Origin of the sequence: Rhizobium sophorae, assembly GCF_013087515.1 — a bacterium.
GTDB classification, from domain to species: Bacteria; Pseudomonadota; Alphaproteobacteria; order Rhizobiales; family Rhizobiaceae; genus Rhizobium; species Rhizobium sophorae.
The window spans coordinates 128,430-140,737 of the sequence record NZ_JABFCN010000021.1 but is presented as its reverse complement, the minus strand read 5'-3'; the positions used below and the strand labels follow the sequence as shown (position 1 = coordinate 140,737).

General features: G+C 63.8%; 9 protein-coding genes. 1 reads left to right on the top strand and 8 read right to left on the bottom strand.

Annotated features, from left to right (window positions below; genetic code table 11):
* Positions 1-477 precede the first annotated feature (477 nt).
* Entirely contained in the window at positions 478-1,401 is a 924-nt protein-coding gene (locus G9X64_RS12910) for an ArdC family protein (RefSeq protein ID WP_096772369.1), read from the bottom strand.
* A gap of 304 nt (positions 1,402-1,705) precedes the next feature.
* Entirely contained in the window at positions 1,706-2,293 is a 588-nt protein-coding gene (locus tag G9X64_RS12905; protein WP_096772370.1) for a hypothetical protein, read from the bottom strand.
* Positions 2,294-2,472: 179 nt separating this feature from the next.
* On the opposite strand from G9X64_RS12905, the gene G9X64_RS12900 reads away from it, so the two are divergent.
* Positions 2,473-2,691, top strand: coding sequence for a hypothetical protein (locus G9X64_RS12900; RefSeq protein ID WP_096771808.1), 219 nt, complete (start codon positions 2,473-2,475; stop codon positions 2,689-2,691).
* Here the strand turns inward: G9X64_RS12900 and G9X64_RS12895 are convergent.
* The 6 genes from G9X64_RS12895 to G9X64_RS12870 form a co-directional block, all read right to left on the bottom strand.
* The gene (locus G9X64_RS12895) at positions 2,661-3,068 is read right to left on the bottom strand and encodes a hypothetical protein (protein WP_096771807.1); all 408 of its coding nucleotides are present in this window, start codon (positions 3,066-3,068) and stop codon (positions 2,661-2,663) included. The genes G9X64_RS12900 and G9X64_RS12895 overlap by 31 nt on opposite strands.
* Complete coding sequence (locus tag G9X64_RS12890; RefSeq protein ID WP_096771806.1) at positions 3,065-3,421, bottom strand: hypothetical protein; 357 nt, start codon at positions 3,419-3,421, stop codon at positions 3,065-3,067. Before G9X64_RS12890 ends, G9X64_RS12895 begins: the two co-directional genes overlap by 4 nt.
* On the bottom strand, positions 3,421-4,305 hold the full coding sequence (locus tag G9X64_RS12885) for a DUF7007 domain-containing protein (protein ID WP_096771805.1): 885 nt from the start codon (positions 4,303-4,305) through the stop codon (positions 3,421-3,423). Before G9X64_RS12885 ends, G9X64_RS12890 begins: the two co-directional genes overlap by 1 nt.
* The gene (locus G9X64_RS12880; RefSeq protein WP_096771804.1) at positions 4,302-4,778 is read right to left on the bottom strand and encodes a UCP036055 family protein; all 477 of its coding nucleotides are present in this window, start codon (positions 4,776-4,778) and stop codon (positions 4,302-4,304) included. The genes G9X64_RS12885 and G9X64_RS12880 overlap by 4 nt, the downstream gene beginning before the upstream one ends.
* 93 nt (positions 4,779-4,871) lie before the next feature.
* Positions 4,872-6,614 carry a ParB/RepB/Spo0J family partition protein gene (locus G9X64_RS12875; RefSeq protein WP_096771803.1) on the bottom strand — a complete coding sequence of 581 codons (1,743 nt, stop codon included), beginning with the start codon at positions 6,612-6,614 and terminating at the stop codon, positions 4,872-4,874.
* 583 nt (positions 6,615-7,197) lie between these two features.
* Positions 7,198-12,291, bottom strand: coding sequence for a helicase-like domain-containing protein (locus tag G9X64_RS12870; RefSeq protein WP_096771809.1), 5,094 nt, complete (start codon positions 12,289-12,291; stop codon positions 7,198-7,200).
* Positions 12,292-12,308: the final 17 nt, after the last annotated feature.

The following is a 12,308-nucleotide window of genomic DNA, read 5'->3' as shown; positions in this document are numbered from 1 at the left end:
GAAAAACTTTGTTGTTCCGCGAGGAATGGGCGCACCGCGCTCAGGGGAAGAAAGTTTTGCAAGGCCGTTGCGGGAGGACGATCGAGGCGAAGCCGGTTTTCGATCAGACACGCCTCATCGAGCCCGCGAAGGACGTGGCCTGATCTGCGGCGGAAGGGAATATGGCGATGGCAGCTGCGCCCCGACTGCCTGCCGGATCCCTGCAACGGTGGGCTCGCCGCCCCGTCCACATGTCAAAATCAAACGTCCGGGAACAGCCAAGCAAGGGCGTTGCGTTGGCCGTTCTTCGGGCTATCGTCGTGCTCGCGAATCGTCGCCCATCGTCGAAATCAAGCCATCCCGGAAGCTCAAGCCGATCGACCGGAAAACCTCGATCTGGGGCAAATTGGATCTCACGGCTGATCCCGACACGCTCCCCACGTTGAGGCCTGAACAGTTGCCGGCCGCTGGCGAGACCAACGACCGACGCTAAAGTCCTCAGGCAGCGAGCCGGTCGTCGGCACGTTCGGGCTGTAGGCCATGCAGGAAACTTACGGCCCGTTGCGCATGCGCCGCCGCCTGGAAGATCGCCCGCCTGTCGTCGCTCAGGACCTTGAGCCAGGAGTCGAGGTACGAGGCGTGATCAGGGCGGGGCCTGAGCTCGGGAGCAATGCCGAGATCGGCGCACAGGAAGCAACTGCCGAGTTCGGCGATCAGTTCCTCTCGCGCCCGCTCGGATTTGTCCTCGTCATAGCGGCTGAGGTCGCGGCCGAGGCGATGGCCCGGCGCCGTCCAATGGGTGACCTCGTGACTCAAGGTCGCGTAGTAGCTTGCCGCATCCTTGAAGCTCTCAAATGGTGGCATCTGGACGATGTCGGCGGCCGGCGCAAAAAAGGCCTGGTTGCCGCCATGGCGAATTGAAGCACCGGTGTTGCGGAAGAACCGATCGGCATTCTCGATGCGCTCGACGGGATCGAGAACCGGAGCCGGCTGGTGATGATACTGGTCGGAAAGTCCGTCGATCTGTTCGACGTTGAAGACACTGTACGCCTTCAGGAAAGGAATCTCCCGCTCGACCTCGCCGCCGTTCCCGTCGGTTTCGGACTTGGTGAAACGGCTGGCGAAGACGACCGTGGCGCCTGTTTCGCCCTTGCGGACGGCAGCACCCAGTTCGAGGGCCTGCTTGAACGTCATCCACGTGGATGACGTATATCCCCGGGCGCTGCCCTCCGACCAAAGAAGCAGCACGTTGACGCCGGAATACGGCTGCCCGTTATGACGCAGCGGCCGGGTAATACGGCCGGTCGTGTTCTCGGCGTTCCATGGCTTCATCCACGGCCGCACGCCCTTCGCCAGATCCTCAACGATTCTGTCCGTGATCCGGGTATAAAGATCGACCCGCTGTTTCTCCGTATTGCTCATCTTCAAGCCTCCGTTTTGAGGCCGCGCCCGTCGCGGCCCGTTACGGAGGGCAGAAGGCAGGAGCCGATCAGCCGGCCGATGCACCGGAACGGCCGGAACTTCAGTGGAGGACGGCGGAGCCGTTGCATCTGCCGGTGGCTCCTGCAGACCCGACGAACGGAACGGGCCGTGAAGGGCGTGCCATCCGCCTGATTTCCGTTTCCCTATTGGCCGCGTCAGCGACACGAAAACAGGCCGGCTCCGCCATGGAACCTGCCGTTCACGCGTTTGTCGAGAGGCGGGGCCGGAGCCCCGCCGGCACGGCCTAGTCGAAGGCCGAGATCTGGGCTTCAGCGGCCTTGCGGCTGAGCGAATGACCCGGCTGCTCGACCGGCCGGTCGAAAGGCTTCCAGGTCTCGCCGATCACCTGGGCATAGGCGGCGACGGCGCCTTCGGCCGCCATTCTGAGCGAATGGGCCTGTATGCCCATGTCGGCGGCGAATTCGCGCTTGCGCTGGGCGGCGCTGTCATAGCCGACGGGGCCGTCGAGATCCTCGTCGCGGGCATCGTTGGCGGCCTTGGCGGTGGCATCGCGCGCCTCGGTGACAGCGCGGCTGTAGAACTGCCCGGCGCCGTGGGCAGAGCCGACGAAGGCGCCGACGATCCGCTGCAGGTGGATCTGCATCGCCTTGTCGCCCAGGCCCTCACCGAGCGCATCGGCGGTCTCGATGACGAGCCGTTCGTGCAGGTCGCGAATGCCGTCGCTGTCGATGACCGCCGTGCCGAAACTCTCGGCGATCTTCACCGCCTGGCTGGCGTCCGGGCATGTCAGCCGGACCATTTCTATAGTGGCGCCCTTGCGCAGTTGCACGACGCGGGCAGACTGGCGAGAGGAGGGTGCGGACTTGGCCATGATCGTTTCCTTTCGAGGTCGTCCGATCGGGCTCCGGCCCATGCCGGCTTGCCCTTCGGTGCGGTCATTCCAACCGGCGGAAGACGGGCGTTTCAGGGTCCGGTCCTGCCTGGACGAGCGGAGCCGGTTTGCGGGCGACGAGGGCAAACTGCCCGCGAACGAGCACGCGAGCCTGATCCGTGAAGGACGGCGGGGTCCGGCCGCCCCGCGGCGCGACAGCGGCCTTGAAGCGCACGGCCGCCGGTTCAGACCGCAGCAAAACCGAAGGGCGATCCGGCAAGGCGCGGGACTATGATGTCCTCGAACGAAACGACAGGCCCGCCCGCTTGCCTGAGCCTTTCCAGCTCACCGACGTCAAGCGCTCGACCTATCGCTTGGCCGGCTTCGGCAACCGGTAGGATTGTAGCCAGGTGGGACCGTGCGAGTTGCGAAGTCCACGAAGCAGACCGCCGTCATCATACGGCGGCCCGCCCATCCAGGCGTTGTTGAGGATCGATTTCCAGCGCCTTCCATTCCTGGCGGCATAGGCCTGAAGTGCTGCTTCCTGTTCCGGCGTCAAAGGCGGCAGCGTTTCGCGTGTGCGACGAACGGTGCGCGTTTTTGGTCTGGGATCCGCCGGTGCTTCCCTTAGAGCGATCAACCGCCTGAGTTCCGCGACACCGGCATTGAGGCAGGCTTCGCCTTCGAGGTGATGGAACTGCAGCCAGAAAGCGGTGCGCTCCGCCGGTGATGCGCCGATGCCTGCTCTTCGCTCCAGGTCTCCGATCGTGCTCATGGCGTCCTGCCTCCCGGACCGGTAGCAGCCACGACTGTGCCGTCGGACCCGGCTCTCGCCCGCAGCGCCGCGATTGCCGCATCCTGTCGGGCGAGTTTTCTCGAAAGCGCATCGATTTCCGGCTGACGCTCGGCGGTGATCGCTGCCAGGTTGGCCCGGTAGCGTTCGAGAAAGGCGCCTGCTTCCGGCGCCTTGCCGCGGCGATAGCCGGAGTGACGGCGACCAAGCTGGGGAATGATCGTGATCATGCGTCGCATGATCTGCCGGTCGATCAGATCGAGCTGGTGCTGGGTCTGCCGTCGCGCCGATTCCATTCTGGTAAACTGCCCGGCGCGTTGCTCGGAGTTGGACATTACGACGCCCTCCCGCGCCAGGCGGCGAAGCTGGAGGAACCCTCATAGGCGGCATGCCGTGTCTCATCGATGACGAAGCCAAAGCGGCCGGCCGCATATTCGTCGCTCTGCACCAGGAAGCGGCGCTCTTCCACTCGCTCGCCGCGCGCGCCGCCGATGGTGGCGATCACCTCGATCATACCAGTGTGATGGTCCGAACGAAGTGCCGCGGTGACGATCCAGTCGCCGGCATGCTCTCGTGCGAATGCCTGGGCGTCTCTCTGGTAAGACTCGCCGGGGGCGAGCGCCCGACCGAAGATCGTTTCCCAGGCGTCCGGCCAGCTGTCGCGGATAGTCTTATCGGCGCACTTGCGCTCATAGGTCGTGAACAGGTCCGGAAAGGTGAGTGCGACGATTGCCCAGGCAGCGTCCTCTTCATACCAGCCGCCATCTGTCCTGAGCATCGGGTGGACCTTGGCATTGCTGGCGTCAGAGAGCCTGAAGCCACCGTGACCTGCCGTCGTATGGCAGACAATTCCATCGGCGTAGACGGTGGCGCCCTGCGACGGACCCCATGGCGTGCTGCAGGTCACCCGGACGGTCTGGCGGGATAGGAGCCGCAGTTCGCGGCTATGCCCGGCCTGTTCGATCATGCGGTTTCGGAAAGCGGCTTCGCCCTCAACAGAGCCGTAGTGCGAATAGAAATCATCGCGCTTCAGTTCCGCAAGCGGCCGTGACACGCGCCAGGCGCTGGCGAGAAAATACTGGCCATCCCGGGCCGGAACCATCGCGAAGACGAGATCGCCGACATGTGCGACAGCCATGCCGTCGGCGCTTCTGCCGAACTCCGCCCCCGACGCGTCAGGGGCGGAGACTTCGTTGGAGTCAGAAGAAAGCATAGTCATGCCGCAGCCCTCCCTTCGATCTCATCTGCGGCGACCTCGTCGGCAGTCGCCTCCTCGAGAACGGCATGCGGATAGCCGTGCCGGGTGAGCCATTCCGCGGCCGCCTGCCGATTGTCGGCCAGGTGAACGAGTTCGGCATTGGCGCCGGGGCGATCGAAGACGCGAACAGATCCAAGCGCGGGGCGCTCGACGACTTTGAATGTCAGGCCGCTATCGAGCGAAAAGGTCCGGTGGATACGGACGGTGATGATGCCATTTGCGCCGAGATCGCCTTCATGCAGCGTGAAACACGGTGTCAGACTGGTGTTGCCGACGCAGCGCTCGCCTTCCTTGCGGATCAGCCGGCCCTGGCTATTGCGTGTTTGCCAAGCGGACAGTTTCTTCCTGTGGCGCTCGGGCGGTCGTGGGGTACCATCCGACCAGGCGACGATGGAGCCGATCGGGGCGAGGTCATAAATCAGAGACGCGGACATCGCATCCTCCTTCAGGTTTTTGTGGGTGGTGGAAACGAAACCGCCGCCGGGAGGACCGGCGGCGGAAGATCAGGCGGAGAAGGACGGGGGCGGCTATTCCGCCGCGATCCCGTAGGCGGTTTCCTCCTCGTCGGAGGCGGCATCACCCACGGGTTCGGCGACGGGATCGCCATGTCCCGTCGCTGTTGGATCGAACCTGTCGACACCGACGTTCTCGCCCTCAGCACCGTCGCCGTCGTCGCCGGTGAGATCATCGGCGTGCTTCATAAGATCTGCGATGTCCTTCGGGTCAGGCGCAAACAGCGCCGCCGGAAGGACGAAGGCAGCATCGGCCGCGAAGTGACCGATAAGTGCCGCGCGGGTTTCGCGGACCCGTGCCCGCGGGACGAGATTGACCGACTTGGCGGCGGCTTCGAGCGCCTGACGCGACAGGCAAAGCAGGAAATCCTCGGTGCCCATGTTTGGAAGGAAAGCGTCCGCGCCGATCGCGTCACCGGCAATGCGCGAGACGACGCCACTGTTCGACATGCCGCGCCGGCATGAGAGCACGTCGATGAGAACGGAGCGGGCGGCGACACGCACGCCGTCCATGTCGAACGACAAGCGTCCGTCTGCGGAATAGAGGCGCGCGACATGACGCTGGAAACGCTTCGATCCGAACACGGTGTCGTTGGCACCGGAATCGACCCGAACATTGGTGCCGGCAAACGCCATGACCAGGAGCGCCATCAGCATGTCGTCCTCGATCGGCGCCCGGGCGAGCGCCTCATGCAGCGCATCGGTACGGAAATCGCCAATCATGTCCTGGCCCTTCTGCGTGACCTCGGGCCTGGTCTTCCCGACGACATCGGTGTCGTCGTCGGCCTCCGTCGAAGCGTTGCCGGCCGGACCGGATCGCCCTTCGGTTTTCCTTGCCTCCGGCATCCGGTAGTGGACGCTCTGCACCTTGCCGTCGCGATCGAGATACATCGCGGTGCAATCGCCCTTGGCCGGCTTGCCGTAGACGCGTTCGGCCTTCTTGGGCAGTTCCGGCTGGCCCCAATTGTTGACCTCGACGATGGCGCCCTTCTTCGGAAGGTTGCTCGCCATCCACTCCTGCTGGGCGCCGAGAAAGGCTTCGACATTGGTGGTGTAGCGATTGTCCTCGTCGGCAGGGCCGAACAGGTCCTCGGCCCACTCGATACCGTACGCGAGGCGAAGATCGTCGCCAAAACTTGCGTCGCGGGCATGCATGCGGGTTTTCGAGAGGCCGTTGGCGATCTGCCACCAGGCCGCCGTGTCGCCCTTCTTCGGCTTATGGGCTTTCCAGACCTCTTTCTGCTCTTCGGACGATGCGGCCGCGATCGTCCTTAGCTGCTGCTCGTTGGGCATGTCCCCCTTCGCCATCTGGTCGAGCATGGAAGGCAGCACGTTGGCGAGCAGACGAAGCTTGCGGATCTGGCGGACGGGAAGCGCGAGCGCCACCGCGATCGCCTCCTCGGTCCAGCCGAGCGCGACCAGCCGCTCGATGCCCCGCCATTGGTCGACCGGATTGAGCGGCTCGCGCGCAATGTTCTCGACCATCGAGCGCATGGCGCCGTTGTCGTTGGCCGCCTCAACGACGATCACGTCGATTTCCTCGAGACCGGCGGCAATCGCCATTCGAGTGCGCCGGTGACCGGCTTCGATGATGTAACCGTTGCCGCCGACTTCCGGGAAAATGACCGGCGGCTGGATCACGCCGACGGCCTTGATCGTCGCCAAAAGCAGGGCGTCGGCCTGCGGCGTCGACTTCGATTGGCGCGTGTTGTCGGGGTTGTCCTTCAGCGCACGCGGATCGACCTTCATCAGTTGCATGGGATGCTCCTTGTCGGGGATTGGACACGGCCCTCTGCCTGCCCTTCTCGCGTCTTCATTCTTTCCGAAGACACTTTCCGGACCGCCGAGCGGGCGGCTGGGTGCAACTGCGGCCGAGCATCGCTGCCGCGAAGGACGAGCGGGGCTTACAGCCCTGCGAAGGACGAGTGGCGGGATGCGGAGGCGGCGGTTGAGCGGAAGCGGCGACCAGCCGACTGCTCTGCGACCGGTTCATCTCCCTCTTCCTCCTTTTCTCCCTTGCCTGCTTCTCATTTCGGCGGCTGACGCCGCCGGCCTGCAAAAACGCATCGGCTTGCAAGCGACTGGATGTCGATCGGGATAGATGGGAGATAAAAAAATGGGCCAGCGGAAACCGCGGCCCATGAAGTGTGAAGGTCAATAAACCTCCAGAGGGGAACAGCTGCTGCGGCGGAACTGGGAGGAAAGCCGCCATGTGCATCAGCTGTGTGCACTATGCTCGAATTTTGACCACTTGGAAAACACTTTTTGTGCACTGCAGCTATGTGAATGCTGCAGCGCTTCCAAAATCCGCGGATGGAGGTCAGGCAAATGGCGTCAGACCTCAGGCCGCTTCCGAGTGGGCCAAACCCTCCTCGCGTGCCACGGCTGCCAATGCCTGATCGACGTCCCGTAGTTGCCGGCGCTTCTCGGCGAGTTCTTCGGAAAACGCAAACAGGCCGCCCTCGCGCGAGCGGTAGGAGGCGAGACGCCGCTGGGCGTCATGAAGGCGATGGCGATAGCGTTCCTGCTCCTCGTCAAAACCGTCGAGCGCGTTTTCGAGGCGGGAGGTAGCGCCAAGCGGCGTCACGGTCACCGGCAGATCGATTTCGTAATCCGCTCCAGTGCGTTGGAGAAGGGTCGTGTAGCGATACCCATCGTCCCTGCCGAATCGCTCGCCGAAATAGACGAGATCGAAGCCTCCGATCGAGGCGATGACGCTCTCGTCTTCCTGCTGGAGCTGAACCAGGGTGAGGATTTCCTTCATCAAGGCGCGACCGGCGGCTTTCCGCTCGTTGAAAGCCTCGTCGACGACCGTCATGGCAAAGGCCTCGGCCGCGGTCGGAACAAGACGGTCAATGTCCTTGCCGATTTCCGCAACACGTCGCTCCGAAATCTCGATATCGCGTTCGGCGTCGCGGATCTGCCGGCGCACCGCATATTGATCGTCGTCATGGGCGGCGCGCAGCCGTTCGAGCCGGGCAATGTCCGCCTCGAGTCCCGCCTTCTGCATCAGGCGTTCGTCGCCACTGGCAATCGCCTTCGCCATGGCGAACTGATTGGCCGCTCCTTCCCCGAGATCTTCCAGCCGGCGGATCGAGGTATCGCCAGACAGCGCCGCCGCGATGAAGCGGGCCTTGCGTTCGTTGTTCTGCCACATCGAGGCGTCAAGCGAACCTTGGGTGGCGTAGGCGAAAATATCGACCTCGTCATGCTGGTTGCCCTGACGAACGATCCGGCCCTCGCGCTGTTCGATCTGCGAAGGCAGCCACGGGACGTCGAGGTGATGCAGCGCCTTAAGGCGCAGTTGCGCATTGACGCCGGTCCCCATCGTGTCCGACGAGCCGATCAGGAAGCGGACCTTGCCGGCGCGGACGTCGGCGAACAGACGCTGCTTCGCCTCGGTCTTCTTGTAGTCCTGCATGAAGGCGATTTCGGAGGCCGGAACGCCCAGGCGGACGAGCTCATCCCGGATCCAGCGGTAAGCGGAAAAGCCTCTGCTCTTCTCGACGTTGATGGTGCCGAGATCGGAGAAGATCATCTGCGCCGCGCCAGGCAGATCGAAGGGCTTGCCGTCGGGTCGCACGAACGTGCTTTGCGACGTCTCCTGCCAGATACGGAAAGCGTTCTGGACGAGCAAGTTGAGCTTGTTGTCCGGCTCGTTGTCATTGTCCACGTCGACCAGGCGCAAATCGATGGCGGCATGGCGACCGTCGGTGATGACGGAGAGCAGGATGTCGTCGCCGGGCTGCGCCGGCCCCTCACGCATCTCGATCGCCTTGATACGGGCGTCGAGGACCGTCTGGTAATTCTTGAATGCCTGGGTCGGCTTGGCCGTCAGGATCTGCCGGCGGCCGGTCGAGATCTCAGGCACCTTGACGTAGTCGCGGAGATCGCCGGGCAGCACCACGTCGGCGAAAGACCGGAACATGGCGATCAGTTCCGGGACGTTGACGAAGGAAGCAAACCGGCTGACCGGCTTGTATTTGCCTGATGGCTGGATCTCCAGTTCCGTCGTCGTGTCACCGAACGTCGAGGCCCAGGCGTCGAATTCATGCAGGCCGCGTTCGGCCAGCGCCGCGTGCCCAAGCTGACGTTGGACCGAAAACATCTCGCCAAGCGTATTGGTAATTGGCGTGCCGGAGGCGAGAACCAAAGCCCGGCCGGGGTCCTTCGTCTCGACGAAACGAGACTTGACGTAGAGATCCCAGGCACGCTGCGAACCGTTCGGATCGATGCCTTTCAAGGTCGACATGTTGGTGGCGAAGGAAAGCTTGCGGAATTCCTGCGCCTCATCGACGATGATCTGGTCGACGCCGATTTCGGAAATCGTCAACAGGTCGTCCTTGCGGGTGGACAGCGCCTCCAGTCGTTCCTTCAGTCCCTCCTTGAGCCGTTCGAGACGCTTGCGGGAGACACGGTCCTCGCTGTCGACCTTGGTCAGCAGCTCCTCGTAGAGCTGCAGTTCATCCTGGATCATCTGCTGTTCGAAACTCGACGGCACGGCGATGAACCGGAATGCCGAATGGGTGATGATGATCGCGTCCCAGGTCGCCGTCGCCGCCCGCGAGAGGAAGCGAGCGCGCTTGTCCTTGGTGAAGTTGGTCTCGTCGGCGACGAGGATGCGGGCGTTCGGGTAGAGCGCGAGAAACTCGCGGGCGGCCTGGACGAGGCAATGGCCCGGAACCATCAGCATCGCCTTGGCGATCAGCCCGAGCCGGCGCTGTTCCATGATCGCGGCCGCCATGGTCATCGTCTTGCCCGCACCGACAGCGTGCGCGAGATAGGCCGAGCCGGACGAAATGATCCGCCAGATGCCACGCTTCTGATGCCCATAAAGAACAAAGGCGCCAGAGGCGCCGGGAAGCATGAGATGGGAGCCGTCGAACTTTCGAGGCGCGATATCATTGAAACGATCGTTATAGACCCGCGCCAGCCGGTCGGTGCGATCAGGATCGGTCCACACCCAGTTCTGGAAGGCCGTCTTGATTTTCTGCAGCTTGTCGCGGGCGGCTTCGGTATCGACGACGTTCAGCACCCGCCGCTCGCCATCGGCATCCTTGAAGACGTCGAAGATCTGCGGCACGCGGCTGTTCAGCGCATCGGCAAGCAACTCGCCGGCGTGGCGTCGGTCGGTGCCCCATTCGGATGTGCCGGCCGCCGTCCATCCAAGTTGCCGCGCCTCGACCGTCCATGAACCGAGTTCCGGCATGTGGTGGATCCTGATCTCGGCGCCCATCGTCTCGTGCACGAAGTCGACGATATCGGCGGCCGGAATCCAGGGAGCACCCAGCCGTGCGGTGATATCAGACGGGCGAAGGTCGGCGGGCTGCACCGCCTGAAGCGCACGGACATTGCGCTCATAAGCGGGATCGAGCTCGGCCGCAGCTGCCGCGGCAGCAAGTTTGGTGCGCACGGCCCCAGAGAGATAAGCATCCGAGGTTTGCCATGAGCCGTCGGCGGGATCGCAAAAGATTGCGTCACCGAGCGCATCGAGAACCGCATCCGTGTCGCAATGCAGAAGCTCGGCGATATGATCGAGGTCGATGCGCCCGCGTTCGTTGAGGACGACCGCTAGAGCATCGGCTGCGGAGGTGATGACGGGCGGGGAAGGGGGCGCGATGACGCGTTCCGAGAAAATCGGCCCGGGCCTGGCGGTGTCGGTTTCGAGGTCATAGTCCTCGATGGAGGCAACCAGCCAGCAGTCGGGATCGTCGCGAAATGGCATAAGGTTCGGCTGGCGATGGGTTTCACGAACCTCGCCCGTCGTCTCATCCTCGATGATCGAAACCGTGGTGTGGTTGATCGGGCCAAAATCGCGCACGAAGTTCGACCAGGCGATGCGCAGCCGCACCTGTAGCTCGCGCCACGGCCGGTCCAGTTCCTGGGCTTTCAGGACGTCGCGCACGGCTTCGCGGATCGGGATCAGTTTGCGGATGATCCGGACGTGCTTTTCAGAAATTCCCTCGCCACTGCGCGCCTTGCGCACCTGCACCGCGACGGGCTCGCCATCGACGACCTGCATGAGGCCGTGCCTGACATCGACAAAATAGCTGCCTTCGCGCATCTTGGCATCGTCGGGGCGGAGATCGACGTTCTCGGCAAGCTCGTCCTCCAGATCGATGTCGATGGCCGTCGGCTCGCCGTCATAAAGGCCTTCCGGAAGAAGAGCGATGGCTGCCGTCAGCGCCGCGTCGAGCTCCTCGCCGGCGCGTGATCGGCACGTATAGGTCTCCCCGAAGGGACCGGAGCTCAGGGCATGGTCGCCGAGGACAAAATCAGGATGCCGCGCGAACCACCTGTTCACGCGGATCGCGCCCTCGTCCTTGGTAGCCGGCCGGACTTCCTCCAGGTCGAGCCACGAAAGGTCGCCTTCCGGCTCGCCTGCCTTGCGTTTGCGAAAGAAGAGGGTGTCGACCACGACATCCGTTCCGGCGTCGCGCCGAAAACTGCCTGCGGGCAGTCGGATTGCGGCGATCAGGTCGGCGGACTTGGCGATGTGTTCGCGTGCGGTGCCGTCCGCCTTGTCCATGGTGCCGGCGCTGGTGACGAAGGCAGCCAGGGCGCCCGGCTTCAGGAGATCGATCGATCGGGCAATGAAGTAATCGTGCAGCCGAAGAACGAGCGAACGATATTGCCGGTCGGAGCGAACCGTCCGATCGGAGAAGGGCGGGTTGCCGATGGCAAGATCGTAGATCGCATTGAGGTCGGCGCGCGCGAAATCGCCATTGATGATGCGCGCCTTCGGCTGCAGCAGTTTCGCGATGCGGGCCGTGACGGGATCGAGCTCGATGCCGGTGACGTAGCTCAGTTCGCGGTACTGTTTCGGCATCAGCGCCGGAAACAGGCCCGTTCCGATCCCGGGCTCCAACACACGGCCGCCGCGCCAGCCGAGACGTTGAATGCCCATCCAGATTGCCCGAATGACGAATTCGGGGGTGAAGTGGGCATATTGGGTGCAACGGGCAAGCGACGCATAGTCGCCCACGCTGACCGCGGATTGCAGCGAGTTGCCGAGATCGTCCCAGCCTGTGCGGAAGTCGGCTTCGCCCGGCCGCCGGAACATGCCATTTGCCAGCTCGCCGGCGCCGAAGCCGGTGAAGCGGATGAGCCTCGCCTGCGCGGCCGGAGTCACCGGCAGGTTCATCTTCTCGATTTCGTTGGCGGTGAGGATTGCCGCAACGTTGATGCGTGCCCGCTCCTTCCAGCTCGCGGCGAGCTCGCGGTCGCCATCGTCGAGATAGAAGTTGGCGCGCTGCCCCTGCTTCCGCGGGACCGGCCGGTTGGTCACCGGCAGAGCCGGCTCAGAAGAGGGCGGGGTCGGGTCAGGCTCGTCGTCGTTGGCGGCAAAACCGCCGAACGCAGCGACGCCAAGACCAAGTCCTGATGACAAAGCGCTGCTGCCAAACATATCAAGGGTGAAGGGATCGCTGCTCATCGAAAACTCCTTGTGAG